Source organism: Streptomyces antnestii (assembly GCF_004005495.1).
Lineage (GTDB): Bacteria > Actinomycetota > Actinomycetes > Streptomycetales > Streptomycetaceae > Streptomyces > Streptomyces antnestii.
Genome location: NZ_RZYA01000007.1, coordinates 206,841 through 233,472, shown reverse-complemented (window position 1 = coordinate 233,472; position 26,632 = coordinate 206,841). Strand labels below are relative to the sequence as shown.

Genomic DNA, 26,632 nt, shown 5'->3' with positions numbered 1-26,632 from the left:
TCAGCCCTGGCGCGGCGCGCCGTCGTCCATCATCGGGAAACCGCTGTCAGCGGACCACGTCGAAGACGTTCTTCTGCAGGCCGTTCGCGTAGACCTCGTGCTCGATCAGCTTCAGCTTCTGGGCGTCCTTGTCCGTGGCGCTGAACAGGCGCTTGCCCGCACCGAGCAGCAGCGGGAAGACGAGCAGGTGGTAACGGTCGATCAGGCCGGCGTCCGAGAGGGCCTGGTTCAGGGCGGCGCTGCCGTGGACAATGATCGGGCCGCCCTCGGTCTCCTTCAGAGCGGCGACCTCGTCGAGTGATCGCAGGATCGTCGTCCCGCCCCAGTTCGACACCAGGTCGTCCTCAGTGAGGGTGGTGGAGACGACGTACTTCGGCATCACCTTGTAATCGGCGAAATCCGCCATGTCCGGCCAAACGGGGCTGAACGCCTCGTAGCTGGTCCGGCCCATCAGCATCGCGGTGGCTTCCTTCTGCTCCCGGCCCTTGATGTCGAACGCCTCCGGGAGGAACTCGACGTCCTTGAAAGTCCACCCCGAGTTCCGGTAACCGGGCTCGCCGCCCGGGGCCTCCACGACACCGTCGAGCGATATGAAGGCGGTGCTGATCAGGGTACGCATCTGAGTTTCTCCGTGCTTCGTGGCTGGTTCTCATCAGGTCCGGTCGGCGCGATGAGACCGCTCGCGGCCGCATCGCGCCAATCATGAACTCTGACTCCGGATCATGGAACAACTCATCGGTCGTCGCCAGCCTTTTTCACCGGCCCCGCAGGTCTGTGCGTGAGGCCGGGGAGGAGCGTCAGCAGGTGCTGGGGGCGGTCCTGCCGGCGAAGCGGTCCGTGAGCCAGGGGGCGCCTTCGCTGCTCGTCGCCGCGGAGGCGGCGATGTGGCCGGGGACGTAGTTGGTCGTGAACTTCACCGTGGTGCCCAGGCGGCACCAGTCGGCGGCCAGCTTCGCCCCGACCTTGTGCGGGACGACGTCGTCGAGACGGCTGTGGGACAGCAGGACCGGTACCTGGGGCCTGCGGTTGCCCAGCCGCTGATCGGCCACGACCTCCTTCCAGGGCGCGGACTTGAGGCGCTCGGTCAGCGGACGGCCGTCCACGGTCAGGGAACCTGACCTGAGGAACGGGTACTTGGCGATGGCCTGCGTCGTGCACTGGTTGTCGCGCAGGTCGCCCGTCACCCGCTTTCCATGGGCGCTGAGGTAGGGGTCGATGTCGATTCCGTAGGCGGCGCCGAGCCCGGACAGGGAGTAGTTGAAGAACGCGCCGTAGGCGGATCCGTCGAGGTTCGCCGCCACCGCGTCGAGGTCCGCGGGCGGGGCGCCCACCACGGCGCCCTTGATGTTCAGCTCCGGCGCGTAGGAGGGGGCGAGTTCGGCCGCGGCGGCGCCGGCGCCACCACCCTGGGAGTACCCGTAGAGGGCTACCGGGCCGGTGTCGGGCAGCTGGGCCGATGGCAGCCGCTGGGCCGCGCGCAGGGAGTCGAGGACCGCGCGTCCCTCGGCCTCGCGGTCCATGTAGGTATGGACCCCCGGGGTGCCGAGGCCCTGGTAGTCGGTGACCACGACGGCCCAGCCCTGGTCGAGGAGCTTCTTGATCGGCAGGCTTTCGTACTCGGTGCCTTCGGCCAGCTGCCGGGACGGCGCGCACTTGTCCGCGAGTCCCTGGGTGCCGGGGGCGAAGGCGACGATCGGCCGTGGTGCGGCATGGGCCTTGTCGGGGGTGAGCACCGTGCCGGTGACCGCGATGGGCTCTCCGGTGCGGTCGGTCGTGCGGTACATGATCCGCTCGGCGCTCGCGCCGGCCTTCACGACCTTGAGCGGATCCAGGTAGAAGGCGGTGCGCTCCGAACGGATCACGTCACCGTTGTGCGCGGGCAGCGCGGCCGGCGGTTCGTAGAAAGGGGGCCGGTCCTGCGCCTTGGCCGTGACCGGCGATGAGGAGGCGCCGGCGGGCTGCGCACCCAGGACCAGGCTCCAGCTCGAAGAGGCGGCAAGGACGACGGCGGCCAGACGCGGCAGAACCTTCACGATCACGCACTTCTTTCGATCAGAGGCCCGCACGCCACGGGCCCTGATCGTGATCTTCGACGCAGAACGAGGGCCACAGGGCATGACCGGCCGAGAGGTCACCCGAACGGTGCCCGCCCCGACAGGCCGCTCCCCGCACTACACGGAAACCGGGCGTGTCACTGAAGGCTGGTAGCTGTTCCGCATCGACCCCGAGCCGCACAACTCCTTCGGCTTCTGAGGCAGTTGCCGACTGCCGGGCGTCAGCGGTACGGCAACTGCTCGCACCCGTCCATGGCGGCGGCGCGCAGCCGCCCGTACTCCTCGGCCATCGTCGCCGCCGTCCAATGCGCGTTCAGCCCACTGGGGTTGGGCAGCGCCCACACGCGCGTGCCGCCGATCATCCGTTCCTGCGGGCCGATTTTCGCCTTCGGCTCACGGAAGGCCGACCGGTACGCAGTCACGCCCACGACCGCGAGCCAGCGCGGCCGCAGCCGCTCCACCTTGGCGGTCAGCAGACGCCCGCCCTCGCGGAACTCCCGCGTGCTCAGCTCGTCCGCCCGCGCCGTGGCCCGCGCGACGACGTTCGTGATCCCGAGCCCGTACGAGAGGAGTTCGTCCTGCTCGGCGGGGGCCAGCTGGCGGGGCGTGAAGCCCGAGAGGTGGAGGACCGGCCAGAAGCGGTTGCCGGGGCGGGCGAAGTGGTGGCCCGTCGCGGCCGTCATCAGGCCCGGGTTGATGCCGCAGAAAAGCACGGAGAGGCCGCTCGCGGCCACATCGGGAACGATGCGGTCACGGGCGGCCTCCAGATCCGCGGGGGTCAGCCGGGGCGGCCGGGTCATCCGGTGATCCGGGTCAGAGGATCGCGCCGGGCGTGTAGCCGGCGGCCTCCGGGTGCTGCTTGACGATCTCCTCGACGCGCGCGACGACGGTGGCGACCTGGTCGCTGGCGGCGCCCGTGAAGGACAGCTTGTCGGCCATCAGCTCGTCGAGCCCGGCGCGGTCCAGCGGGATGCGGGAGTCGGCGGCGAGCTTGTCGAGCAGTTCGTTGCGCTCGGCGCCCTGCTCGCGCATGGCCAGGGCGGAGGCGACGGCGTTCTCCTTGATGGCCTCGTGGGCCTCCTCGCGGCCGACGCCCGCGCGCACCGACGCCATCAGGACCTTCGTCGTGGCGAGGAACGGCAGGTAGCGGTCCAGCTCGCGGGCGACGACGGCCGGGAACGCGCCGAACTCGTCGAGCACGGTCAGGAACGTCTCCAGGAGACCGTCGAGCGCGAAGAACGCGTCCGGCAGGGCCACGCGGCGCACCACGGAGCAGGACACGTCGCCCTCGTTCCACTGGTCGCCGGCCAGCTCGCCGGTCATCGACGCGTAGCCGCGCAGGATCACCATGAGGCCGTTGACGCGCTCGCAGGAGCGGGTGTTCATCTTGTGCGGCATCGCGGACGAGCCGACCTGGCCCGGCTTGAAGCCCTCGGTGACGAGCTCGTGCCCGGCCATCAGACGGATCGTCTTGGCGGTCGAGGACGGCGCGGCCGCGAGCTGGACGAGGGCGGTGACGACCTCGTAGTCGAGGGAGCGCGGGTAGACCTGGCCGACCGAGGTGAAGGCCTGCGAGAAGCCGAGGTGGCCGGCGATGCGCTGCTCGAGCTCGTCGAGCTTCGCGGCGTCTCCGCCGAGCAGGTCCAGCATGTCCTGGGCGGTGCCGACGGGGCCCTTGATGCCGCGCAGCGGGTAGCGGTTCAGCAGCTCCTCGACGCGGGCGTACGCGACGAGCAGCTCGTCGGTGGCCGTCGCGAAGCGCTTGCCGAGGGTCGTGGCCTGCGCCGCGACGTTGTGCGAGCGGCCCGCCATGACCAGCTCGGCGTACTCGCCGGACAGCTTGCCGAGCCGCGCGAGGACGGCCACGGTGCGGTCGCGCACGAGCTCGAGGGAGAGGCGGATCTGGAGCTGCTCGACGTTCTCCGTCAGGTCGCGGGACGTCATGCCCTTGTGGACCTGCTCGTGCCCGGCGAGGGCGTTGAACTCCTCGATACGGGCCTTCACGTCGTGGCGCGTGACCTTCTCGCGCTCGGCGATGGAGGCCAGGTCGACCTGGTCGAGGACGCGCTCGTAGTCGGCGAGCGCGGCGTCCGGCACCTCGATCCCGAGGTCCTTCTGAGCACGCAGCACGGCGAGCCAGAGCTGACGCTCCAGCTTCACCTTCTGCTCGGGGGACCAGAGAGTGGCGAGCTCGGCGGAGGCGTAGCGTCCGGCGAGAACGTTCGGGATACGGGGCTTTGCAGGCGCGGCAGTCACGTGTACGGAGTTTACCGGGCGTCCCTACAGGCTCCGAACCATCCACCGGATGTAGGAACCTCCAGGTCAGGGGTTCAGCGGTCGTTCTCGTCGCGTCCGGTTCGTGCGACGCGTACCCGTGCCGTCGGGCGGAGCCGTCGCCCGGCTCCGCCCGGTCCTTGCCGCCCTACGACAGCGCCCTACCGTCAGCGCCCTACGACAGATGGACGAACCGGGACGGGGACGGGACACCCGAGCTGTCGACCACGACCAGCATGTAATCACCGGGCGGCGCCACCGCGGAGGTCTCCGGCGTACGGAACTGGATGGTCCAGCGCTCGTACGACTCGGAGTCCTGGGCCACGGTGCGCAGCCACACGTAGCGCTGGTCCATGTTGTTGCCGTGCGTGGTCGAGCCGAACCGGATGAGCGCGACCTTGGACTGGGCGTCGAGGCCGGCGCCGCGGGCCTGGAGGCCGACCTGCGTGTCGTAACCGAGCGTGGTCCAGGCGTCGTTGGCGCCGGCCACGGCGGTGATGGCGGGGCGGGGGCCGCGCCACAGGTACGGCGGGTAGTAGCGCTCGGCGGTGGTGTGCTCGTCGACCAGGGACTTCCCGGTCTCGGGGTCGTCGGCGAACCCGCCCGTGCTGCCCGCCTTGAGCACGGTCCCGTCGGGCTGGAGCAGGGCGACCGAGTGGCAGCGTCGGTCGGTGAGCGCGTCGGCGGCGGGCCTGAAGGTCTCGGTGACCGGGTCGAAGATCTCGGAGGCGAGGACCGGCACCCGGTTCATGTCGCCCATCAGGTCTTTCATCCGGGTACCGCACAACCGTCCGAACGCTGGGGTGCCGGATCAGTCGCGCGGATCCGGGTACGGCAGCAGTTCCGGGCGCTTCGCGGGGCGGCCGTCGCCGGAGGAACGGCCGGTCAGGCGGCGGCCGATCCACGGGACCAGGTGCTGCTTGGCGAAGCGGGCGTCGGCGAGGCGGCGGGCGCCCCAGCCCGGCGCTGCCGCGGGCGGGAGCACGGCCTGCCAGTCGTCCTCGGGCTCATGGCCGAGCGCCTGCCACACGGCCTCGGCGACCCGGCGGTGCCCGTCGGCCGTGAGGTGCAGCCGGTCCACGTCCCACAGCCGGGGGTCACCGAGAACGGGCGCCCCGTACAGGTCCACGACCACCGCGCCGTGCCGGGCCGCGAGGTCGTCGATGCAGGCGAACAGCTCCTCCATGCGCGGCCGGAAGCGCTCCATCACCGGTCCGTTGCGGCCGGGGCTGCGCATCAGGACGAGCCGTTCGCAGGCGGGGGCCAGCTTCTCGACGGCCTCTTCGAGGAGCCCGCGCACCCGGCCCATGTCGACCTTGGGGCGCAGGGTGTCGTTGAGCCCGCCCACCAGCGTGATCACGTCGGCGCCCATCGCGGCGGCGACGTCGACCTGTTCCTCGACGATCTGGCCGATGAGCTTGCCGCGCACGGCGAGGTTCGCGTAGCGGAAGCCCGGCGTGCGCGCCGCCAACCGGCCGGCCAGGACATCGGCCCAGCCCCGGTAGGAGCCGTCGGGCAGCAGGTCGGACATGCCCTCGGTGAACGAGTCACCGACCGTGACGAGGCTGCTGCAACTGGTGTGATTGGCGTTCTTCTGCATGGCGGAAGCGATCGTAACCCGGCCTCCCGGACGCCTGACGGCGCAGGGGAGGCCGGGCCCATGAGGTCGTCACACGGGCTGGCCGAACAGCTCCCGCAGGACGTCCTCCATCGTCACCAGGCCGGCCAGCCGCCCGTCCGCGCCGAGGACCGCCGCCACATGCGTACGGCTGCCCCGCATCGCCGAGAGGACGTCGTCGAGCGGCGTCGTCTCGCGGACACGGGCGATCGGCCGCATGTCCGGAATCCGGAACGGCAGATCGCGCGGCGACGCGTCCAGGGCGTCCTTCACATGCAGATAGCCGACGATGCGACGGTTGTCGTCGACCACAGGGAAGCGCGAGAACCCGGAGCGCGCCGACAGCTGCTCCAGCTGCTCGGGCGTGATGCCCACATGCGCGTACACCACGCGCTCAAGGGGCAGGACGACGTCCCTGACCGGGCGGCGGCCCAGTTCGAGCGCGTCGTGCAGGCGCTCCCGGGCGCGGTCGTCGATGAGCCCCGCGTCGCCGGAGTCCTTCACGAGACGGGCCAGCTCGTCGTCGGAGAACGTCGCGGACACCTCGCCCTTGACCTCCACCCGCAACAGCCTGAGCAGCGCGTTCGCGAAGGCGTTGACCGTGAAGATCACCGGACGCAGAGCCCGCGCGAGCGTCACGAGGGGCGGCCCGAGCAGGAGCGCGGTGCGCACCGGCTCGGCGAGCGCCACGTTCTTCGGGACCATCTCGCCGAGCAGCATGTGCAGATACGTCGCCACCGTCAGCGCGATCACGAACGAGATCGGGTGGATCAGGCCGTGCGGCAACCCGACCACGTTGAACAGCGGCTCCAGGATGTGGGCGATGGCGGGTTCGGCGACGATGCCGAGGACCAGGGTGCACAGCGTGATGCCGAGCTGGGCGGCGGCCAGCAGGTCCGACACGTGCTTGAGACCCCACAGGACGCTCTTCGCGCGCCGGTCGCCGTCGTCCGCGTGCGGCTCGATCTGGCTGCGGCGTACGGAGATCATGGCGAACTCGCCACCCACGAAGAAGGCGTTGACGACCAGGGTCAACAGGCCGATCAGCAGCTGGACCGCGGTCATCGGTTCCCCTCCCGGGTGTCGTCGGACGGATCGGCGTGCGGCGCGTGCATCAGCACGCGGGCCGCGCGGTGACCGGCGGCGTCCACGACGTCGAGGCGCCATCCGGCCACCTCGACGCTGTCGCCGACGACCGGGATCCGGCCGAGCTCGGTGGCGACCAGGCCGGCGAGCGTCTCGTAGGGGCCGTGCGGGACGCGCAGGCCGACGCGCTGGAGCTGGTCGGTGCGGGCGGCGCCGTCGGCCGAGTACAGGGCGCGGCCCTCGTCGTCCGTACCGGCCGGGGCCAGGTCCGGCGTCTCGTGCGGATCGTGCTCGTCCCGCACCTCGCCGACGACCTCCTCGACGATGTCCTCCAGGGTGGCGACGCCCGCGGTGCCGCCGTACTCGTCGATGACGACGGCCATCGTGCGCTTCCCGGAGAGCCGGTCGAGGAGCCGGTCGACGGTCAGGGTCTCGGGGACTAGCAGCGGCTCGCGCATCAGATCGGACACGGGACGGCGGCCCCGGAGCTCGGCGGGCACCGCCAGGATGTCCTTGATGTGCGCGACACCGACCACCGAGTCGAGGTTGCCGCGGTAGACGGGGAAGCGGGACAGGCCCGTGGCCCGCGTCGCGTTCGCCACGTCCTCGCAGGTCGCCTGCGCGTCGAGCGCGACGACCTGCACCCGCGGCGTCATCACGTTCTCCGCGGTGAGGTCCGCGAGGTTCAGGGTCCGCATGAACAGTTCCGCGGTGTCCGCCTCGAGCGCGCCCTCCTTGGCGGAGTGACGGGCGAGCGCCACCAGCTCCTGCGGGCCGCGCGCGGAGGCCAGTTCCTCGGCGGGCTCGATGCCGAGGCGGCGCACCGACCGGTTCGCCGTGTTGTTGAGGTGGGTGATGAAGGGGCGGAACGCGGCGCTGAACCAGCGCTGCGGCGTCGCGACGTGCCGGGCGACGGCCAGCGGGGACGAGATCGCCCAGTTCTTCGGGACGAGTTCGCCGACGACCATCAGGAAGACGGTCGACAGGGCCGTGCCGATGACCAGCGCGACCGAGGAGGCGGTGGAGCGGGAGAGCCCGAGGCTCTCCAGGGGACCCGCGATCAGCTTGCCGATGGACGGCTCGGCGAGCATGCCGACGACCAGGTTGGTCACGGTGATGCCGAGCTGGGCGCCGGACAGCTGGAAGGTCAGGTTCCGTACGGCCTTGAGGGCGCCGGCGGCACCCCGGTCACCGCGCTCGACGGCGCGCTCGAGGCTGGACCGCTCCACGGTGGTGAGGGAGAACTCGGCCGCGACGAAGGCACCGCAGGCCAGCGCGAGCAGTACCGCCACGGCGAGCAGGAGCACTTCGGTCATCGGGTCACCTCCGTCCCATGATCGGGCAGGGCGGTGGGTATCGCGCGATGTCGCGGGTGCCGGGTACTGGGAGGCTCGCCCATGGGCGGACGCTCACACCTTTCGGACAGAGGGACTGGTGGAGCAACCATGGTAAAGGACCGGCAAAGCGGTGGCGGTCCGGCGGCCGGGCGGCCGAGGAGCGGTCAGTCCGTGAGGTGCTTGACCCAGCGGGTCCACTGCGGCTCCGGCGCATAGCCCCCGGCGCGCCACGCGTGCTGCGCCCGTTCGTTGCGGTCGAGGACCATCGCGTCCCCCCTGCGCCCGCCGAGCCGGACGAACCGCTCCTCCGCCGCGGCGAGCAGCGCCGACCCCACGCCCTGCCGGCGCGCGTCCGGCCGCACCGCGAGCCGGTACAGATGACACCGCCACCCGTCGAACCCGGCGATCACCGTCCCCACCAGCTCACCCTCGCGCTCGGCGAGCAGCAGCGACCCGGGGTCGCGGGCGACGAGCCGCTCCACGCCCGCGCGGTCGTCACTGATGCTCGTCCCCTCGGCCGCCACCTTCCAGAAGGCGAGGACGGCATCGAGATCGTCGGGCGCCGCGGCCCGTATGCGCAGATCACTCATGAGCGGATCCCATCACCCGGCGACCGCACCCGCGCGCAATTTCATGATGCGGACGCCGGCCCCTCGGAAAATAGGGGCTGCCCCCTAGGAGTCGGCCCGCCCGCCTCACTCCCCGCGCAGCTCCTCGATGACCGGCCCGAACGCCTCCGCGTACTGCTCGAGGACCGTGATGTAGCTGAACCCGTAGCGCTCGCGCTGGGCGCGGAGCTGGTCGGCGATCTCGCCGACCGTGCCGAGGAGCAGCAGCGGCAGGTCGAGCGCCTGGTCCTCGGTGAGGTGCGGGATGTGCTGGAGGGCGGGCCGGACCGCGGCCCGCCGGTCGGCCGTCACCTCGACCAGCTGGATCAGCAGATTGAGCTCGGCCGGCTCCGCGCGGCCCGCGGCGAAGCGGTGGTACGCGGCGACGCGCTCGTCCAGCTCCTCGGGGGTGAGGTGCCGGAGCGCCCCGCCGGCGACGGACCGCGCGCCGGTGAACGCCGCGATCTCCGCGTGTTCGGCCGTCAGCTTCAGCATCCGGTCGCCGTTGCCGCCGATCAGCAGCGGCGGGCGGGGGTGCTGCGCGGGCCGCGGCAGGTGCTCGTCCGATCCGAGCAGCCGGTCCAACTCCTCGACGACGCGCCGCAGATGGTCCACGCGCTCACCGGGTGACCCCCACGGCAGCCCGGCCGCGTCGTGCTCCGCCTGCACGTACCCGGCGCCGAGGCCGAGTTCGAGCCTGCCGCCGGTCAGCGCGTCCGTCGTGGCCACCTCGCGGGCGAGCAGCGTCGGGTTCCAGAAACCGGCGTTGAGGACGAACGTCCCCACGCGCGGGCGCTCCGTCGCCTCGGCCGCGGCGACCAGAGAGGGGAACGGCGAGGGCATGCCCAGATGGTCGGCCACGAGGATCACGTCGTAGCCGAGCTCCTCGGCCCGGCGGCACCGCTTGCGCCACTCGTCGCCCGACGCGGGGGTGAGCATGTTGACGCCGAACCGGAAGGGGCGGTTCATGAACTCTCCTTGATCTCGGGAGAGTTGACCGTACCCGAGGTCTTGGAACCGGTGCGCTTGCCGGTACTAGCGCATCGGCGCTAGCTTGAAGTCATGGCGAAGACTCAGCTGAATGTACGGGTGGACGAGGACACCGCCCGGGCCGCGCGTGAGCGCGCGCTCGCACGTGGGGTGAGTGTGAACAGGTACATCGAGGAGCTGGTCAGACAGGACGCGGGCGAGCTGGGCGGAACCTTCGTCGAGGCCGCCGCCGACTTCATGAAGCAGTACGAGTCCGTGTTCGCCGAGGAGTTCGGCACGGGCCGCGAAGGCCGACGCTGAACCCTTGAGCGAATCGAAGAACGTGCGTATCGACCTTGCCTGGCTGCTCATGATCGCCGAACAGAAGACACCCGGAGACCCTCAGGTGACCGACTGGGGGGCGCTCGTCGCCGCCGTCAGCCGGCACGAGGCGGAGATATTCGGGACCGCCGTCTACGACAGCCCGCACGCGCGGGCCGCCGCGCTGCTCCAGCTGCTCCTCCACGTCCCGGCCCTGGAACGGTCGAACGCGATGTTCGCGTCGGCCGTCGCCTACGCCTATCTCGTCGCCAGCGGTCTGAAGGTCGTCACCTCGCCCGACCAGGTCCGCGAGCTCGCCCGCCTGGTCAAGGACGGTGACGCGACCGTGGAGGACATCGCGGACGAACTGCGCCGATGGAGCCTGTGACCACTCGCCGGCCTACGCCAGCCCGCTGAGCTCGGGTCCCTCGACAGGGGGCCGTCGGGCGCTCCCCAGAACGCAGTACGACGTGGGCAGGCGAGGGCCGTGGTCCGGCATCATCACGCCACGGTGCACCCCGAGTTCGAACCCGGCCTCCCGCAGCGCGCCCAGCGCGTCGCGCCCCACATGGCAGCCGCCGAAAAGGCGCGGCCACACCGTGCGGTCCAGACCCGTCTGCACCGTCCGCATGGCCCGGCCGGGCGCCCGCACATGCTCGAAGAACCGGATCTCACCGCCCGGACGCAGCACACGCCGCACCTCGGCCAGGGCCCGCGACACGTCCCGCACGCTGCACAGCACGATCGACAGGACCGCCGCGTCGTACGCCTCGCTCTTCACCGGCAGCGCCTCCGCCGCGCCCGGCACGACGTCCACGGGCACGTCGGCGCGCTGGGCGGCGGTCAGCGCCAACTGGCGCAGGGAGCGCTCCGGTTCGATCGCGACGACCTCGGCGACCGTCCCCGGGTAGTACGAGAAGTTCAGACCGTTGCCGGCGCCGACCTCGATGACCCGGCCCGAGAGCCCGGCGAGCAGTTCCGTGCGCACCGGCGCCATCGTGGTCTCGGCCGACACGCTGGCGCGGGCGTAGAAGCGGGCGAACAGGGGGTGCTGCACGGCATCGCGGGCCACCTTGCCGCGAACGGGGCGACGCTCCATGGAACCTCCTCCGGAGGACGAGTGGTACGGGGATTGTTCCCCCGCACCACCGCCCGGACCCGCGCACACACCACTTCGCCGCGCCGGGAGGCCCCGTCCCTCCGGGAAACAGCGGCCCCGTCCCTCCGGGAAACAGCGGCCTACGAGGCCGACGCCCCCGCCACGAACGCCGCCCCGTCCCACGTCCCGCCCAGCTCCGGGTCCAGCCACCCCGGCGCGGACGTGCGGAAGGCGGGATGCGCGAGGGCGCCCGCTCCCTCGGGGACCGTGCCCAGCAACGGCGCCCCCGAGACCTCCGGAAGATCCGCGAGGTTGCAGCGGGCCGCGAGGCCGGGACGCTCCGGCCAACTGCCGACGACCACACCGAACGGCGTCAGATCCCGCGCGCGCAGGGCCTCCGTCGTCAGGGCCGTCGTGTTCAGCGTGCCGAGCCCCGCCGCCGCGACGACGAGGACCGGCGCTCCGAGCAGCCGGGCCGCGTCCGCGAGGGTGCCGCCGTCCGCGTCGAAGCGCACGAGCAGACCGCCCGCGCCCTCGACGAGGACGAGATCGTGCTCGGCGGCCAGCTTCGCGGCGGCGTCCGCCACCTCGTGCGGGCGCACCGGGGGGAGTCCGGCGCGCAGCGCGGCCGTCGCCGGGGCCAACGGCTCGGGGTACCGCGCCAGTTCGACGGCGGTCACCCCGCCGCCGACCAGGCGCGTCACCTCTTCCACATCGCTGAGCTCACCGGGCGCGAGACCCGTCTGCGCCGGCTTGAGAACAGCCACCGAGCGCCCCGCAGCGAGCGCGGCGGCGGCCACGGCCGCCGTCGTGACCGTCTTGCCGATCTCGGTTCCGGTCCCCGTGACCACCAGTACCGTCATGCCCGTTCAGCCCTCCCGCGCGGCCGCGCACACCGCGCGGCCGATCCGTGCCAGATCCTCGTCCCCCGTGATGTACGGGGGCATCGTGTACACGAGGTCGCGGAACGGCCGCAGCCACACGCCCTCGCGCACCGCGGCCCGCGTGGCCGCCGCCATGTCGATCTCGTGGTCCAGCTGGACGACGCCGATTGCGCCGAGCACCCGTACGTCACGCACCCCGGGCAGTTCCGAGGCCGCAGCGAGCGACTCCCGCAGGCCCGCCTCGATCCGCTTGACCTCCGTGACCCAGTCCTGCCCCAGAAGGAGATCGATCGAGGCGCAGGCCACCGCGGCGGCGAGCGGGTTCCCCATGAACGTGGGCCCGTGCGCGAGCACCGGCACCTCGCCCCGCGAGATCCCGTCCGCCACGCGCGCCGTGCACAGCGTCGCCGCCATCGTCATATAGCCGCCGGTCAGCGCCTTGCCGACACACATCACGTCCGGCGTCACCCCGGCGTGCTCCGCCGCGAACAGCGCCCCGGTCCGCCCGAAGCCCGTCGCGATCTCGTCGAACACGAGGAGGACGCCGTGCGCGTCGCAGGCCTCGCGCAGGACCCGCAGATACGCGGGGGAGTGGAACCGCATCCCGCCCGCGCCCTGCACCACGGGCTCCACGATCACGGCGGCGAGCTCATGGGCGTGCTGCCCGATCAGGTCGTGCAGATGATCCGCGTAAGCCTGGTCGTACTCGGTCGGGGGCGCGTCCGCGAACACCTGTACCGGCAGCGAGCCCGACCACAGCTCGTGCATGCCGCCCTCGGGGTCGCACACCGACATCGGCTGCCAGGTGTCGCCGTGATAGCCGCCGCGCCACGTCAGCAGGCGGCGCTTCTCGGGCCGGCCGAGGGAGCGCCAGTGCTGGAGACACATCTTGACGGCGACCTCGACGGAGACGGAGCCCGAGTCGGCGAGGAAGACATGCTCGAGACCCTCCGGTGACATGTCGACAAGGCGCTTCGCGAGTCCGACGGCGGGCTCGTGCGTGAGCCCGCCGAACATGACATGGCTCATCCGGCCCAGCTGGTCACGCACCGCCTCGTTGAGCACGGGGTGGTTGTAGCCGTGGATCGCCGACCACCACGACGACATGCCGTCGACCAGCTCGCCGCCCGCACCGCTCTCGCCGGCGATGCGCAGCCGCACCCCGGCCGCCGACTCCACGACCAGCGGCTCCTGCCGCCCCGGCATCGGACCGTACGGATGCCAGACGTGCCGCCGGTCCAGGTCGAGCAGGTCCGCCACGGGCAGACCCGCCTCGGAGACGTCAGGCATTGGGGGCGAGGTCCGTCCCGGCGCCGCGGCGGCGCACGGCCACCAGGTCGGTGCGCGCCTCGGAAGCCTCGGCCGGCTCCGGGGCCGCGTGCGACCCGCACGCCCCACCGGACCCACAGGCCTCCGCCGCCGACCCACAGGCATCCGCAGCAGACCCGCAGGCCGCCGCCTCGGAACCGCAGACACCACCCGCCCGGTGCTCGGGCAGCGTGACCTGGCCGGCGCCCTCGACCTCGAAGCCGGCGTCCGCGATCATGTCCAGGTCCGCCTTGCCGGCCTGGCCCTCACTCGTGAGGTAGTCGCCGAGGAAGATGGAGTTGGCCAGATGCAGCGCCAGCGGCTGCATCGAGCGCAGGTGCACCTCGCGGCCGCCGGCGATCCGCACCTCGACGTCCGGGCAGACGAACCGGACCATCGCGAGGATCCGCAGGCAGCGCTGCGGGGTGAGGTTCCACTCCTTGGCGAGCGGCGTCCCCTCGAAGGGGATCAGGAAGTTGACCGGCACCGAGTCCGGGTCCAGTTCGCGCAGCGCGTAGACGACGTCGACCAGGTCCTCGTCGCTCTCGCCCATGCCCGCGATCAGCCCGGAACAGGCGGACAGGCCGGCCGCGTGGGCCTTCTGCACGGTGTCGACACGGTCCGCGTACGTGTGCGTCTTGGTGATGCCGGCGTACGTCGCCTCGGAGGTGTTGAGGTTGTGGTTGTACGCGTCGGCGCCCGCTCCGCGCAGCCTCTCGGCCTGGCCGTCGGAGAGCAGTCCGAGGCAGGCGCACACCTCGACGCCCTCGTTCTGTTCCTTGATCGCGCCGATCGTCTCCGAGACACGGTCGACGTCCCGGTCGGTCGGGCCGCGCCCGGACGCCACCAGGCAGACGCGCTTCGCGCCGCCCGCGACACCCGCCGCCGCGGCCTTCGACGCCTCGTCGGGCTTCAGCCACGTGTACTTGAGGATCTCCGCCTTGGACCCGAGCCGCTGCGAGCAGTACGAGCAGTCCTCGGGGCACAGGCCCGACTTCAGGTTCACCAGGTAGTTGAGTTTCACCCGGCGCCCGAACCACTGCCGCCGCACCTTGCCGGCCGCGGCCACCACATCGAGGAGTTCGTCGTCGGAAGTCGCCAGAACGGCGAGCGCTTCTTCGCGGCTCGGCAGCTCGCGCCGCAGCCCCTTGTCCACCAGCGTGTTCAGCAGGTCCATGGCCTGATCCTGGCCTACGTGCCCTGCTCAGGCCAAGGAGGCTTCGGACAACTCTGCCCGTTCGAGGTGTGGGTATTGCCACACCCTGGGCGGCTGGATGTCCGGCTAATGTCTGTGCACTGCCTACAAAGACGCAGCGGGCACGGGACAGCACACCCCACTCGAGAACCGGTCGCGACTCGGCCGTCGGAGGGACTCACATGGCGGGATCGCCGTTCGGCTGGATCGACGAGCAGGAGCGCGTGCGCCGCAGCGCCGGACTCGTCCGCACCTTGCGCCCCCGCCCCGCCTCGAGCCCTCTCCTCGACCTCGCGAGCAACGACTACCTCGGCCTCACCCGCCACCCCGAGATCACCGCGGGAGCGGCCGACGCGGCGCTGCGCTGGGGCGGCGGCGCCACCGGCTCCCGGCTCGTCACGGGCACCACGCAACTGCACGCCGAACTGGAACGCGAACTCGCCGCGTTCTGCGGCTTCGAGGCGGCCCTCGTCCTGTCGTCCGGGTACGCGGCCAACCTCGCCGCCGTGACGGCGCTCGCCCCGCACGGCTCCCTGATCGTCTCGGACGCGAGCAACCACGCCTCCCTCATCGACGGCTGCCGGCTCGCCCGAGGCGCGACACAGGTCGTCCCGCACGCCGACCCCGAGGCCGTACGCAAGGCGCTCGACGCGCAGCAGGGGCAGGCGGTCGTTGTGTCGGACTCCGTCTTCTCGGTGGACGGCGACGCGGCTCCACTGGCCGAACTCGCGGGAGCGGCAAGGGAGTTCGGCGCCGGCCTGATCATCGACGACGCACACGGGCTCGGGGTGCTCGGTGACGGCGGCCGGGGCGCGCCGCAGGCGGCGGGTCTCTCCGGCGCCGACGACACCGTCGTCACGGTCACCCTCTCGAAGTCGTTCGGCAGCCAGGGCGGCGCCGTGCTCGGCCCGGCCCGGGTGATCGACCACCTCGTCAACACCGCGCGGACGTTCATCTTCGACACCGGTCTCGCGCCCGCCGCGGCCGGAGCCGCGCTCGCGGCCCTGCGCCTGCTGCGCCGCGAGCCGGAGCGCGCCGCGCGGGCCCGCGCGGTGGCGGCCGCCCTGCACGATCTCCTCACGGCCGAGGGCCTCCAGGCCGTACGGCCCGACGCGGCGGTCGTCTCCGTGCGCGCGCCGTCCCCGGACGAGGCCGTGCGGTGGGCGGCGGACTGCCGCGAGGCGGGCCTCGCGGTCGGCTGCTTCCGGCCCCCGTCGGTGCCGGACGGCATCTCGCGGTTGCGGCTGACCGCCCGTGCCGACCTGAGCGACGATCAGATCGCCCAGGCCGTACGGGTGATCAGCCGCAACGCCCCCGACTCGGCGTTCATCACAGGGAGTTGAGGAACCCCTCCCAGGCGGAGGGCGAGAAGAGCAGGGCGGGCCCCGCCGTGCGCTTGGAGTCGCGGACGGCGAGCAGCCCGGCCGAAGGGCCCGACCGCAGCGGGGCCGTCTCGACACAGTTGTTCATTCCGGTACTTCGACTGCTTCGCCGCCATGGCGCGTCGTGCAGGGCAGTGCTGGGAACCGTGGCGGATGGTACGTACCGAGGCAGTGCTGACATGGTGCCTCCTTACGTGCGTTCACTGTCCGGAGGGCGGTGCACTCCGGCGATCCCGGCGATGAAGTCCAACGAGTCCTCGGGTGAAAGAGCGTGACGTTGAAGTGACGTGAAGGCGTCCGTGTACGCCTTGAGGTCTTCTTTCCGCTCGAGGTAGAGGCTACTCGTCAAATGGTCGAGAACTACCACGTCCAGATCGGATGTGTTCGGAAATGAGAACACAACGAAAGGGCCGGTCAGTCCGACATGCTCGCCCGACGCGAACGGCAGGACCTGGAGCCGCACATGAGGCAGCCGCGCCACCGCGGCGAGATGACGCAGCTGCTCCGCCATCACCCGTGGACCCCCCACCCGGCGCCGCAGCACCGCCTCGTCGAGCACCGCGCTGAGCCGGACCGGCGACGGCGAACGCAGCACGTCCTGACGGGCGATCCGCACCTCGACCAGGGCGTCCACCTGGCCGTCCGGCAGCCCGCCGACCGCGGCCCGGGTCACCGCGCGGGCGTAGTCCGGGGTCTGGAGGAGACCTGGCACGACCGACGTCTCGACCGTCCTGACCCGGCACGCCTGCGCCTCCAGGCTGATGAAGTCCCGGTAGGCGGGCGGCAGAAGACTCCGGTAGGCATGCCACCAGTGCCGGCCGCCGCCGTCCTCCGACCCGGCCAGTGAGACCAGCAGATCGCGCAGAGCGTCGTCCGAGACCTCGAACGCGTCGAGCAGAAGACGGACGTCCGCCGGTTTCACACCGCTGCGCCCCGTCTCGATACGGCTCACCTTCGACTGGTGCCAGCCGACGAGCCGGGCGGTCTCGCCACTGGTGAGCCCCGCGCGGGCGCGCAGCGCGCGCAGTTCGGCGCCGAGCCTGCGGCGGCGCACCGCCGGACCGTGTTTCATCGCGTCTCCTCGGCCCTGGGGCCCGGCTCCCTCCGGCCCGGCGGATCGGTGTTCTGAAGCGACGGTAGAGGAAGCCGGCCGCGTACGCCCAAATGCGGTCCACCGGTGCAGAGTTCACCGCTTCGAGCGACAGATATATGCATATCTCGGGGGATCGGCACCAGCGGACCCCCGGGAGTGGCACTCTGGCGCGAAGCACCGGTCCGGGGGCGCCTCAGGTCATCCGCGATGTGTCGGATTCAGGCCCCGGCAGAAAAAAGGGACGACGTCGCCATGGCAGATCACCAGGAAGCATCCGTCACTCTGCCGAGCGATCCCGCCTCGGTCTCCTCCGCCCGCCGCTACGTCAGTGACGTACTCGCCGAATGGGGCATGCCGCGCGACGCGGAAACGACCGACACCGTCCGTCTCATCGTCTCCGAACTCGCCACCAACGCGGTGATGCACACCCGCGGCCAGTCGCCCACCTTCACCGTCGACATGAGCCTGGAGCGCGACGAGCAGCTGCGCATCGGTGTCACCGACAGCCACCCGCGCTACCCCAAGCGGCTGCCGGCCGCCGTCCAGCAGGACAACGGGCGCGGCATGGTGATCATCCGCTGTCTGGCCGCCGAGTGCGGCGGAAGCCTGTCGGTCAGGCCCACCTCCGAAGGCGGCAAGACCGTGTGGATCGCCCTGCCCTGGACGGCCCCCGTACAGCAGGTGTGAGCTACAGCAGGTGTGAGCCCGCTACGGGGAGCGGGACTCCGCGTCACGCCGCCCCTGCACCAGGTCGTCCTGGGCACGCGTCAGCGAGCGGCGCACGAGGCGCGGCAGCACCCCCCACAGGCCCGCACAGACCATGAAGGTGCCCACCCCGGCCGCGATGCCCGCCGCCCGCCCTGCGGTGACGTCCACGACGAGCAGCACCGAGCCCGCCAGGGCGAACATCAGCACGGCCAGGCCGACGCCGGCGAGCCGCGACGACATCTCGACGATCAGCGGCTTCGCGTGCCGCCGGAACAGCACCCGGTGCAGGGCCGCGGGCGCCGTGAACAGCGCGGCGGCCAGCACCGCGAGCAGCAGCGTCGCGATGTACGTGGCGCGCTGCACCCCGTCGAGCGACGGGAACCGCGGCGTGAACGCCAGCGTCAGCAGAAAGGCGAACAGGATCTGCACGCCCGTCTGGGTGACCCTCAACTCCTGCAGCAGCTCGATGAAGTTCCGGTCCGCGCGCTCCAGCGGCGTCTCGTGGCGGTCCTGGCCTCCGCTCCCGGGGCCCGGCTCGCGCGGCGCGTCCTCGTCGCCCGGGGGTCGGTCCTGGTCCATACGACCACGAGTACCCCATCGTGCGGTTTCAGGCGGCCCATGGTGGGCCGGGGCGCCTGTCCCGGCCCACCACCAAGGGCAGGCGCTAACGCACGCGCCCGTACCAGACGCTGTTCGTCCAGATCCGCTCCAGCCGCACCACGGCACCGGTCTTCGGCGAGTGCCAGATCCTTCCCTTCCCGGCGTAGATGCCGACGTGGTAGACGCTGCGGCCCGCATGGAAGAACACCAGGTCACCGCGTTGGCGATGGGAGGCGGAGACATGGCGGGTGTGGTTGTACTGCTGTGCGGCGGTGCGGGGCAGCTTCTTGCCCGCACGCTTGAACGAGTAGAGCGTCAGGCCCGAGCAGTCGAACCGGTGCGGCCCTGAAGCGCCCCATTGGTAGGGGCTTCCCTGTTTGGAGGCCGCGATCTGGAGTGCCTCCATCCCCGGTGGAGAGGCCGCCGCTTCGGTCGCGGCTCCCGGGGCCATCAGGCTGCCGCCCGCTACGGCGAGCGTGAGGGCCGAGGCGGTCCCGGCCCGGGTCAGCAGCGACGGGACACGATTGAGCGCAGTCATGCGCAACCCTTCGTCAGCCGCCTGTGAAGGATGACCTGTCGGATTCGGGCTGGCGAAGTTGCCCGGCCGCGTACGCGGCTTCACCCCAAGGGCCGGCCCGGAAAACTGCTCCGGCGGCCCGTCGTGCTCGGGTCCTCCACTCCTGCCGATCCACTTCTGTCGACCTGGCATCCGCGCGGCGGCAGGACTCGGCGTCCGCACGGACCGCCCCGCCGCGGCGGCGGGGGCTTGTCGTCGCAGGGATCTTCACGCACGAAGAGCGCGAACGCCGAGCGGAATCGGCGTCATGTGAGGTTCTTCATCACTGACCTGTTCGGGTGGACAGCACACCTTTCCACCCCGCCGAGGGGGTCCCAACAACGCCCGTACCAGCGGTGGAAGGCAAAAATCCGGGCTCCTCGTACGCGTGCCGCGCAACTCTTCCCGCCTCCAAGTGCGAGCCCGGGATACGCCGTACGTGGGTACCTCTTCTGGTCCGTTTGAGCCGCGGCCGGACACCGTGAACGATCGAACCCGTCCTGAGCGCGCCGTCACATGACCGGCTCGGGCGGCAGCGTGACGCGTTGTGTCCTTCTTTCTCCGTCGAGGACCCGCAGGGCCTGCGCCAGCGTGGTCGCGTGGACCTCGCTCTCGCCCCGCTGGTGCATCAGCGTCAGGGCGTCCCTGAGGGCCGTCGCCCTGCTCACCAGGGCCTGCGCGGCGCGCAGGCCGCCGTACGTGTGGCCGCCCCTGGCCGGGTTGATCCGGCCGAGCAGGTCGACCACCTCCAGGTAGCTGTCGAGGAGTTCGCACTCGGCTCGGGTCAGCGCGGGCAGCGGGGGCGGTTCGGGCGGCAGCATCGCCGGCTCACCGGGCGCCGGGAGTCGTGCCGGACGTCTTGCGGTTCTCGATGACGCGGTCCACGAGCCCGTACTCCACCGCGTCCTGGGCCCGCAGGATCTTGTCCCGCTCGATGTCGGCGCTGATGCGCTCGCGGCTGCGGCCGGTGTGCCGGGCGAGCAGTTCCTCCAGCTGGGCCCGCATGCGCGCCAGTTCACGGGCCTGGATCTCCAGATCGGTCGGCTGGCCCTGCGCGGGCTCTGGCAGCGCGGGCTGATCGAGCAGCACGCGTGCCCCGGGCAGCACGGCCCGCTTCCCCGGCGTCCCCGCGGCGAGGAGGACGGCGGCTGCGGAGGCGGCCTGCCCGAGGCAGACGGTCTCGACCTCGCAGGAGACGTACTGGATCGTGTCGTAGATCGCCGTCATCGCGCTGAACGAGCCGCCGGGGGAGTTGATGTAGAGCGCGATGTCCCGGTCCGGCGCGGCGTATTCGAGATGCATGAACTGTGCCATCACGTCGTTCGCCGAGGTGTCGTCGATCGGGGTCCCCAGGAAGACGATCCGTTCCTCGAGGAGCTTGGAGTACGGGTCGAGGGTGCGGTGCCCGGCCGCGGTGCGCTCGGTGAACTCGGGCAGGACGTAGCGGGCGGAAGGTCGGTTCATGGCACATGCCTCCGTGAGCGCGGAACTCTGTCGCTGACGCTGTTCTGTACAAAATGTACAGGACGTACGAGGTGTGGGGTGGCGCGGGCACGAGAAAGGGGGCCGGCCACGCGTCCGCGAACGCGTGGCCGGCCCCCTCCCCGGCTCCTGGGGCGTGTCCGGCGGATCACGGCCGGACACGCCCTAGCGGTCCTCGCCCTCCGCCCTCGACAGGCGCAGCGCAAGGTGCTGCAGAAGGTCGGCGGTCTTGATGTCGGTGCGCCCCGAGTCGTGCACCTCGGCGAGCTCCGAGAAGAGGAAGGCGAACGCGCCCACGAGGGAGATCGTCACCGGCATCAGCGCCGCGATGGTCGCCTCCGCCGCCTCCTGAACGCTCGACTCCGCCGGAATCTCGATGGAGGGGAACACCTCCGTCACGAGCCGCCCGAGCTGGGACTCGCCGCTGTCGATGTCGGGCTCGGCGTCCTTGCTGAGCCTGCGCACCATTTCCTGGGTCTCGGTCAGGACGCCGATCGCGCGCAAGATGATCTCGCTCTGTTCCATGCGGGGAGCCTAGGCGCGACGTGCCCCGCCGCGGGCGCTGTTCCGGGCGGGGCGGTGTCGGATCCGCGCAAGCAGCCGTGCAGCACGAACAGTTGACGTCTCGACGTTACGCGCGGGCACTGACAACGGCGGCTTCCGCGGTCACGAGTGGCCGCGGATCCGGTGGCCACTGACCGCGACGGATTCCGCGGCGCCGCCCGTCATCCGCGCGTCGCCCCGTCACCCGTGGTCGCCCCCCGTCACAGATCGTGTCCGATTCGGGGCCCCGGTCTAAGCTGGAGCACATGGCCTACGAGATTCCGGTGACGCAAGCCCGCGCTGAGCTCGCCGATCTGATCAACCGCGTCGTCTACGGCGGCGAGCGCGTCGTCGTGACGCGGCACGGAAAGCCACTCGTCGCACTGGTGTCCGCCGCCGATCTCGAGCGCCTCGAAGGCATGGACGAGCCGGCGGACGAGCAGGTGGTCAGCTCCGTCTCCGGCATCGGCTCGGCGCCGTCCACCGCGGGCGGCCACCACCGCTTCGGCCTCGCGGCGGAGCACAGGGGCCCCGAGGTCAGGTAGCGCCCGAAGCGCGCCCGAAGCGCGGGGAGTTGGTGCGGTCGCCCCCTCTCCGTGCATCCGCGCCCCATTCGCCCCGCGCCACGTAGCGCAGCGTGATCCACCGCTTCCGGACAGGCGTCGCCGCCCCGTGTCCCGCGCGTCCCGGTCGAGACTTTGCACAGTGATCATTTGTCCCTTCCAGGTATGGGGCAGACCAGCTGCAAGTCATGGACCGGTCAAGGGGTGGTTAACCTCGTTGAAACTCCTCACAACTAGCCTGCGACGTACGCCACCAGGGGTTTTCGTAGCCGGGGTGCGCACGATCGTGCGCATTTCTTGTGTGTTACATCTATATCCGTCGCGGTGGCCGCGGCAGCCGGACCCCGCACGGTCCGGAGCGAAGGACTGTGAGGTGGGAGCCGTGCAACTGACCCCGCACGAGCAGGAGAGACTGCTCATTCATGTGGCCGCGGACGTGGCCGAGAAGCGCCGGGCCCGGGGTCTGAAGCTCAACCATCCGGAAGCGATCGCCCTCATCACGACGCACATCCTCGAAGGCGCCCGCGACGGGCGGACCGTCGCGGAACTGATGTCCTCCGGCCGCAAGGTGCTCACGCGTGACGACGTCATGGAGGGCATCCCCGAGATGATCCACGACGTGCAGGTCGAGGCGACCTTCCCGGACGGCACCAAGCTCGTCACCGTCCACGACCCGATCGTCTGACGGGGGGAGCGCTTCCATGATTCCCGGAGAGATCCTGTTCGCGGACGAGCCCGTCGTGTTCAACGAGGGCCGCGAGGTCACCCGCCTGACCGTGCTCAACGCCGCCGACCGGCCCGTCCAGGTCGGCTCCCACTACCACTTCGCCGAGGCCAACCCCGGTCTGGAGTTCGACCGTGCCGCCGCGCACGGGCAGCGGCTCAACGTCGCCGCGGGCACCGCCGTGCGCTTCGAACCCGGAATCCCTGTCGACATCGAACTCGTGCCCCTGGCCGGCCGGCGCATCGTCCCCGGCCTGCGGGGCGAGACCGGAGGTGCCCTCGATGGCTGAACTCTCCCGCGCCGCCTACGCCGACCTGTTCGGCCCCACCACCGGCGACCGCATCCGCCTCGCGGACACCGACCTGCTGATCGAGATCGAGGAGGACCGCTCCGGCGGTCCCGGGCGCTCGGGTGACGAGTCCGTCTTCGGCGGCGGCAAGGTCCTCCGCGAGTCCATGGGCCAGTCGTGCGCCACGCGCGCGGACGGCGCCCCCGACACCGTCATCACCGGTGCCGTGATCGTCGACCACTGGGGCATCGTCAAGGCCGACATCGGCATCCGGGACGGCCGTATCACCGCGATCGGCAAGTCCGGCAACCCGGACACGATGGACGGCGTCCACCCGGACCTCGTCATCGGCCCGGAGACCGAGATCATCGCGGGCAACGGCAAGATCGTCACCGCGGGCGGCATCGACACCCACATCCACTTCATCTCGCCGACCATCGTCGACGAGGCGCTCGCCTCCGGTGTCACCACGCTCATCGGCGGCGGCACCGGCCCCGCCGAGGGCTCCAAGGCGACCACCGTCACCCCCGGTTCGTGGCATCTCGCCCGGATGTTCGAGGCGCTGGAGGACAGCGCGGTCAACATCGGCTTCCTAGGGCAGGGCGCCACCATGTCCACCGAGTCGATGCACGCCCAGCTCCGCGGCGGCGTCCTCGGCTTCAAGATCCACGAGGACTGGGGTGCCACCCCCGCCGTCATCGACGCCTGCCTCGGCGTCTGTGAGGAGTCCGGCGCCCAGCTCGCCATCCACACGGACACCCTCAACGAGGCCGGATTCGTCGGCGACACCTTCGCCGCCGTCGGCGGACGCACCATCCACGCCTTCCACGTCGAGGGCGCGGGCGGCGGCCACGCCCCCGACATGATCACCGCGGTGTCGCAGCCGAACTTCCTCCCGGCGTCCACCAACCCGACCCGGCCGCACACCGTCAACACCATCGAGGAACACCTCGACATGCTGATGGTCTGCCACCACCTCAACCCGGCCGTCCCCGAGGACCTCGCCTTCGCCGAGTCGCGGATCCGGCCCACCACCATCGCGGCCGAGGACGTCCTCCACGACCTCGGCGCGATCTCGATCATGTCGTCCGACTCCCAGGCCATGGGACGTATCGGCGAGGTGATCATGCGGACCTGGCAGACCGCGCACGTCATGAAGCGCCGCCGCGGCTTCCTCCCCGGTGACACCCGCGCCGACAACCTGCGCGCCCGCCGCTACGTCGCCAAGTACACGATCAACCCGGCCGTGGCGCAGGGCATCGAGCACGAGGTCGGCTCCGTCGAGCCCGGCAAGCTCGCCGACCTCGTGGTGTGGGACCCGCAGTTCTTCGGCGTCAAGCCGCTCACCGTGATCAAGGGCGGCCAGATCGCCTACGCGCAGATGGGCGACGCCAACGCCTCCATCCCCACGCCGCAGCCGGTGCTGCCGCGCCGGATGTACGGCGCCCACGGCCGCGCCCCCGCCTCGAACTCGCTGAACTTCGTGGCCCAGGCGGCGATCGACGACGGGCTCCCCGAGCGGCTCGGCCTCGGCCGCCGGTTCGTGCCGATCCTGTCGACACGCGGGCGCACCAAGGCCGACATGCGGCAGAACGACGCGCTCCCGCGCGTCGAGGTCGCCCCCGACAGCTTCGCCGTCACCATCGACGGCGAACTCGTCGAGCCCGCGCCCGCCGCCGAACTGCCGCTCGCCCAGCGGTACTTCCTGTTCTGACGGACCGAGAAGTCAAGCCGAGAAGTTGATCCGGGAAGCCAAGCCCGGAAGTTGAGCCGAGAAGAAGAGTCATGACACGAGCCGCACTTCTCGTCCTGGCCGACGGCCGCTTCCCCGCCGGAGGGCATGCCCACTCCGGCGGGGCGGAGGCCGCCGTCAAGGCGGGACGCATCACCGGGGCGGCGAGCCTGGAGGACTTCTGCCGGGGACGTCTGTACACCACAGGGCTGGTGTCGGCGTCCCTGGCGGCCGCCGCCGCGCTCGGGGCCGACCCGGTCGCCCTGGACGAGGCGGCGGACGCCCGTACCCCGTCGCCCGCCCTGCGCGTCGCCGCGCGCAGGCTCGGCAGACAGCTCATGCGCGCCGCGCGCGCCGCCTGGCCGCACCCCGAACTCGACGCGCTCGCACGGCGGTTCCCCAAGGGAGCCCACCAGCCGGTGGTCCTCGGTCTCGCCGCGCGGGCGGCGGGCCTCGGGGCCGCCGACGCCGCGTACTGCTCCGCGTACGAGAGCGTGAGCGGGCCCGCGACCGCGACGGTCCGGCTGCTGAGCCTCGACCCGTTCGACGCGACGGCGGGGCTCGCGCGGCTCGCGGACGACATCGACCGCGTCGCGTCCGAGGCCGCCGAGGCGGCGGCACGCGCCGTCACCGACGGCGTCGACGCGCTGCCCGCCGCGTCCGCACCGCTTCTGGAGGTCGGAGCCGAGGCCCACGCCGCGTGGGCCGTGCGCCTGTTCGCGTCGTAAGGCGCCCCGCCCTCCGCCCCCACCTATCTGGAGTTTCACCATGCACCTCGATCACTCGCACGACGGCCCCGCCGCCGTCAGCGCCGACGCCCACCGCCCCGACGGAACCCGCCGCGCCCTGCGCATCGGCCTCGGCGGCCCCGTCGGCTCCGGCAAGACCGCGACCGTCGCCGCCCTGTGCCGCGCGCTGCGCGACGAGCTGTCCCTCGCCGTCGTCACGAACGACATCTACACGCGGGAGGACGCCGAGTTCCTGCTCCGCGAGGCCGTGCTGCCGCCCGAGCGGATCACTGCCGTGGAGACCGGCGCCTGCCCGCACACCGCCATCCGCGACGACATCTCCGCCAACCTGGAGGCCGTCGAGGACCTCGAGGACGAAGTCGGCCCCCTCGACCTGATCCTCGTCGAGTCCGGGGGCGACAACCTCACCGCCACGTTCTCGCGCGGCCTCGTCGACGCCCAGGTCTTCGTCATCGACGTCGCCGGCGGCGACGACATCCCGCGCAAGGGCGGCCCCGGTGTCACCACCGCCGACCTGCTCGTCATCAACAAGACGGACCTCGCCCCGCACGTCGGCTCCGACCTCGCCCGGATGGCCGCCGACGCCAAGGCGCAGCGCGCCGAACTCCCCGTCGTCCTGCAGTCCCTGCGCTCCGAGGACGGGGTGCGCCAGGTCGCCGACTGGGTGCGCGCACAGCTCACCGCGTGGACGGCATGACCGCAGGCGTACGCTCCACGGTCCGCATCACGGCGAGCGACAACGGCCGGGGCGGCACCGCCCTGCCCGTCCTGGAGGGTGAGGGCTCGCTGGCCCTGCGCCGCGTCCGCTCCACCGGTCCCGACGCGCACGTGCTGCTCGTCGGGACCATGGGCGGGCCGCTCGGCGGCGACCACGTGACCGTCGAGGCCCGGGCGCAGACCGGTGCCCGGCTGCGTATCGGGTCCGTCGCCGCGACGATCGCCCTGCCCGGACAGGCCAAGGGCGAGGCGTACTACGACGTCCGCCTCACGGTCGACGACGGGGCCGAACTGCTGTGGCTGCCGAAGCAGTTGATCTCCGCCTGTGAGAGCGACCTGCGGGTCACCACGCGCGCCGAACTCGCCCCGGACGCCCGTCTCGTGCTGCGCGAGGAGCAGGTGCTCGGCCGCACGGGGGAGGACCCCGGCCGGCTGACCAGCAGGCTCACCGTCCACCGCGCGGGCCGGCCCCTGCTCGACCAGGAACTCGCCTGCGGCCCCGGCTCGCCCGGCGGCTGGGACGGCCCCGCCGTGCTCGCGGGACACCGGGCGCTCGGCCAACTCATCGTCGTACGGCCCGAGTTCGAGACGGACAAGCCGCAGCCCGCGCTTCTCGGGGAGAACGCCGCCCTGACGCCGCTCGCCGGGCCCGCGGTTCTGGTCACGGCCCTCGCGCCGGACGCGCTGCGGCTGCGTGCCACGCTCGACGACGCCCTGCGCCGCCTGGCCTGAGCGAGGGCC

The 26,632-nt window shown here is 71.7% G+C and carries 32 protein-coding genes and 1 riboswitch; of the genes, 11 read left to right on the top strand and 21 right to left on the bottom strand.

The window, feature by feature from the left end; genetic code table 11:
- Positions 1 to 46: 46 nt before the first annotated feature.
- From EOT10_RS17360 to EOT10_RS17315, 10 genes are all read right to left on the bottom strand, one after another.
- Entirely contained in the window at positions 47 to 619 is a 573-nt protein-coding gene (locus EOT10_RS17360) for a dihydrofolate reductase family protein (protein WP_127829123.1), read from the bottom strand.
- 178 nt (positions 620 to 797) lie between these two features.
- The gene (locus EOT10_RS17355; protein WP_223281023.1) at positions 798 to 2,033 is read right to left on the bottom strand and encodes a lipase family protein; all 1,236 of its coding nucleotides are present in this window, start codon (positions 2,031 to 2,033) and stop codon (positions 798 to 800) included.
- Positions 2,034 to 2,275: 242 nt separating this feature from the next.
- Positions 2,276 to 2,854: a G/U mismatch-specific DNA glycosylase gene (mug, locus tag EOT10_RS17350; protein ID WP_127829121.1), complete on the bottom strand. Its 579-nt coding sequence runs from the start codon at positions 2,852 to 2,854 to the stop codon at positions 2,276 to 2,278.
- A 13-nt stretch (positions 2,855 to 2,867) separates the two neighbouring features.
- Positions 2,868 to 4,310 carry an adenylosuccinate lyase gene (gene purB / locus EOT10_RS17345; RefSeq protein ID WP_127829120.1) on the bottom strand — a complete coding sequence of 481 codons (1,443 nt, stop codon included), beginning with the start codon at positions 4,308 to 4,310 and terminating at the stop codon, positions 2,868 to 2,870.
- A gap of 193 nt (positions 4,311 to 4,503) precedes the next feature.
- Complete coding sequence (locus tag EOT10_RS17340) at positions 4,504 to 5,100, bottom strand: galactose oxidase early set domain-containing protein (protein WP_127829119.1); 597 nt, start codon at positions 5,098 to 5,100, stop codon at positions 4,504 to 4,506.
- Between the two features lie 39 nt (positions 5,101 to 5,139).
- Entirely contained in the window at positions 5,140 to 5,928 is a 789-nt protein-coding gene (locus tag EOT10_RS17335) for an SGNH/GDSL hydrolase family protein (RefSeq protein ID WP_127829118.1), read from the bottom strand.
- Between the two features lie 69 nt (positions 5,929 to 5,997).
- Positions 5,998 to 7,011 carry a hemolysin family protein gene (locus EOT10_RS17330; protein WP_127829117.1) on the bottom strand — a complete coding sequence of 338 codons (1,014 nt, stop codon included), beginning with the start codon at positions 7,009 to 7,011 and terminating at the stop codon, positions 5,998 to 6,000.
- Positions 7,008 to 8,348 (bottom strand): hemolysin family protein, encoded by a 1,341-nt coding sequence (locus tag EOT10_RS17325; RefSeq protein ID WP_127829116.1) that lies wholly within the window; start codon positions 8,346 to 8,348, stop codon positions 7,008 to 7,010. Before EOT10_RS17325 ends, EOT10_RS17330 begins: the two co-directional genes overlap by 4 nt.
- Positions 8,349 to 8,533: 185 nt before the next feature.
- A complete protein-coding gene (locus EOT10_RS17320) occupies positions 8,534 to 8,959 on the bottom strand; it encodes a GNAT family N-acetyltransferase (RefSeq protein ID WP_127829115.1) in 426 nt (141 codons plus the stop codon).
- Between the two features lie 105 nt (positions 8,960 to 9,064).
- The gene (locus EOT10_RS17315; protein WP_127829114.1) at positions 9,065 to 9,946 is read right to left on the bottom strand and encodes an LLM class F420-dependent oxidoreductase; all 882 of its coding nucleotides are present in this window, start codon (positions 9,944 to 9,946) and stop codon (positions 9,065 to 9,067) included.
- A gap of 93 nt (positions 9,947 to 10,039) precedes the next feature.
- On the opposite strand from EOT10_RS17315, the gene EOT10_RS17310 reads away from it, so the two are divergent.
- Positions 10,040 to 10,267: a toxin-antitoxin system HicB family antitoxin gene (locus EOT10_RS17310; protein ID WP_127829113.1), complete on the top strand. Its 228-nt coding sequence runs from the start codon at positions 10,040 to 10,042 to the stop codon at positions 10,265 to 10,267.
- 49 nt (positions 10,268 to 10,316) lie between these two features.
- Positions 10,317 to 10,655: a fic family toxin-antitoxin system, toxin component gene (locus tag EOT10_RS17305; RefSeq protein ID WP_127829277.1), complete on the top strand. Its 339-nt coding sequence runs from the start codon at positions 10,317 to 10,319 to the stop codon at positions 10,653 to 10,655.
- Positions 10,656 to 10,667: 12 nt separating this feature from the next.
- Here EOT10_RS17305 and EOT10_RS17300 read toward each other — a convergent pair whose 3' ends face one another.
- The 4 genes from EOT10_RS17300 to bioB all read right to left on the bottom strand — a co-directional run bounded on the left by EOT10_RS17300 (position 10,668) and on the right by bioB (position 14,735).
- Entirely contained in the window at positions 10,668 to 11,366 is a 699-nt protein-coding gene (locus tag EOT10_RS17300) for a class I SAM-dependent methyltransferase (protein WP_127829112.1), read from the bottom strand.
- A gap of 140 nt (positions 11,367 to 11,506) precedes the next feature.
- A complete protein-coding gene (bioD, locus tag EOT10_RS17295) occupies positions 11,507 to 12,229 on the bottom strand; it encodes a dethiobiotin synthase (protein ID WP_127829111.1) in 723 nt (240 codons plus the stop codon).
- A 6-nt stretch (positions 12,230 to 12,235) separates the two neighbouring features.
- Positions 12,236 to 13,540 (bottom strand): adenosylmethionine--8-amino-7-oxononanoate transaminase, encoded by a 1,305-nt coding sequence (locus EOT10_RS17290; protein ID WP_127829110.1) that lies wholly within the window; start codon positions 13,538 to 13,540, stop codon positions 12,236 to 12,238.
- On the bottom strand, positions 13,533 to 14,735 hold the full coding sequence (gene bioB, locus EOT10_RS17285; protein WP_127829109.1) for a biotin synthase BioB: 1,203 nt from the start codon (positions 14,733 to 14,735) through the stop codon (positions 13,533 to 13,535). Before bioB ends, EOT10_RS17290 begins: the two co-directional genes overlap by 8 nt.
- A 200-nt stretch (positions 14,736 to 14,935) precedes the next feature.
- Here bioB and EOT10_RS17280 point away from each other — a divergent pair, with 200 nt between their 5' ends.
- A complete protein-coding gene (locus tag EOT10_RS17280; protein WP_127829108.1) occupies positions 14,936 to 16,096 on the top strand; it encodes an 8-amino-7-oxononanoate synthase in 1,161 nt (386 codons plus the stop codon).
- Here the strand turns inward: EOT10_RS17280 and EOT10_RS17275 are convergent.
- Together EOT10_RS17275 and EOT10_RS17270 are read right to left on the bottom strand one after the other, a co-directional pair.
- On the bottom strand, positions 16,083 to 16,316 hold the full coding sequence (locus EOT10_RS17275) for a DUF397 domain-containing protein (RefSeq protein ID WP_127829107.1): 234 nt from the start codon (positions 16,314 to 16,316) through the stop codon (positions 16,083 to 16,085). The genes EOT10_RS17280 and EOT10_RS17275 overlap by 14 nt on opposite strands.
- A 9-nt stretch (positions 16,317 to 16,325) precedes the next feature.
- Entirely contained in the window at positions 16,326 to 17,207 is an 882-nt protein-coding gene (locus EOT10_RS17270; protein ID WP_127829106.1) for a helix-turn-helix domain-containing protein, read from the bottom strand.
- A 273-nt stretch (positions 17,208 to 17,480) separates the two neighbouring features.
- Here EOT10_RS17270 and EOT10_RS17265 point away from each other — a divergent pair, with 273 nt between their 5' ends.
- Positions 17,481 to 17,915, top strand: coding sequence for an ATP-binding protein (locus EOT10_RS17265; RefSeq protein WP_127829105.1), 435 nt, complete (start codon positions 17,481 to 17,483; stop codon positions 17,913 to 17,915).
- A 21-nt stretch (positions 17,916 to 17,936) separates the two neighbouring features.
- Here the strand turns inward: EOT10_RS17265 and EOT10_RS17260 are convergent, their stop codons facing one another.
- The 5 genes from EOT10_RS17260 to EOT10_RS17240 form a co-directional block, all read right to left on the bottom strand.
- Entirely contained in the window at positions 17,937 to 18,515 is a 579-nt protein-coding gene (locus tag EOT10_RS17260) for a DUF6328 family protein (RefSeq protein ID WP_223281022.1), read from the bottom strand.
- 85 nt (positions 18,516 to 18,600) lie between these two features.
- On the bottom strand, positions 18,601 to 19,074 hold the full coding sequence (locus EOT10_RS17255) for a C40 family peptidase (protein ID WP_127829104.1): 474 nt from the start codon (positions 19,072 to 19,074) through the stop codon (positions 18,601 to 18,603).
- A gap of 3 nt (positions 19,075 to 19,077) precedes the next feature.
- A riboswitch (cyclic di-AMP (ydaO/yuaA leader) is annotated at positions 19,078 to 19,254 on the bottom strand.
- A 350-nt stretch (positions 19,255 to 19,604) separates the two neighbouring features.
- A complete protein-coding gene (locus tag EOT10_RS17250) occupies positions 19,605 to 19,913 on the bottom strand; it encodes a hypothetical protein (RefSeq protein WP_127829103.1) in 309 nt (102 codons plus the stop codon).
- A gap of 7 nt (positions 19,914 to 19,920) precedes the next feature.
- The gene (locus EOT10_RS17245) at positions 19,921 to 20,556 is read right to left on the bottom strand and encodes an ATP-dependent Clp protease proteolytic subunit (protein WP_127829102.1); all 636 of its coding nucleotides are present in this window, start codon (positions 20,554 to 20,556) and stop codon (positions 19,921 to 19,923) included.
- Positions 20,557 to 20,739: 183 nt separating this feature from the next.
- The gene (locus tag EOT10_RS17240) at positions 20,740 to 21,099 is read right to left on the bottom strand and encodes a hypothetical protein (RefSeq protein ID WP_127829101.1); all 360 of its coding nucleotides are present in this window, start codon (positions 21,097 to 21,099) and stop codon (positions 20,740 to 20,742) included.
- Between the two features lie 284 nt (positions 21,100 to 21,383).
- On the opposite strand from EOT10_RS17240, the gene EOT10_RS17235 reads away from it, so the two are divergent.
- From EOT10_RS17235 to EOT10_RS17205, 7 genes are all read left to right on the top strand, one after another.
- A complete protein-coding gene (locus EOT10_RS17235; RefSeq protein ID WP_127829100.1) occupies positions 21,384 to 21,662 on the top strand; it encodes a type II toxin-antitoxin system Phd/YefM family antitoxin in 279 nt (92 codons plus the stop codon).
- Positions 21,663 to 22,062: 400 nt separating this feature from the next.
- Positions 22,063 to 22,365 carry an urease subunit gamma gene (locus tag EOT10_RS17230; protein ID WP_127829275.1) on the top strand — a complete coding sequence of 101 codons (303 nt, stop codon included), beginning with the start codon at positions 22,063 to 22,065 and terminating at the stop codon, positions 22,363 to 22,365.
- 16 nt (positions 22,366 to 22,381) lie between these two features.
- Positions 22,382 to 22,693, top strand: a complete 312-nt coding sequence (locus EOT10_RS17225) for an urease subunit beta (protein WP_127829099.1) — start codon at positions 22,382 to 22,384, stop codon at positions 22,691 to 22,693.
- On the top strand, positions 22,686 to 24,407 hold the full coding sequence (locus tag EOT10_RS17220) for an urease subunit alpha (RefSeq protein WP_127829098.1): 1,722 nt from the start codon (positions 22,686 to 22,688) through the stop codon (positions 24,405 to 24,407). Before EOT10_RS17225 ends, EOT10_RS17220 begins: the two co-directional genes overlap by 8 nt.
- 71 nt (positions 24,408 to 24,478) lie before the next feature.
- Entirely contained in the window at positions 24,479 to 25,153 is a 675-nt protein-coding gene (locus EOT10_RS17215) for an urease accessory protein UreF (RefSeq protein WP_127829097.1), read from the top strand.
- A 40-nt stretch (positions 25,154 to 25,193) separates the two neighbouring features.
- Positions 25,194 to 25,871, top strand: coding sequence for an urease accessory protein UreG (ureG, locus tag EOT10_RS17210; protein ID WP_127829096.1), 678 nt, complete (start codon positions 25,194 to 25,196; stop codon positions 25,869 to 25,871).
- Positions 25,868 to 26,623 carry an urease accessory protein UreD gene (locus EOT10_RS17205; RefSeq protein ID WP_127829095.1) on the top strand — a complete coding sequence of 252 codons (756 nt, stop codon included), beginning with the start codon at positions 25,868 to 25,870 and terminating at the stop codon, positions 26,621 to 26,623. The genes ureG and EOT10_RS17205 overlap by 4 nt, the downstream gene beginning before the upstream one ends.
- The last annotated feature ends 9 nt before the right edge of the window (positions 26,624 to 26,632 follow it).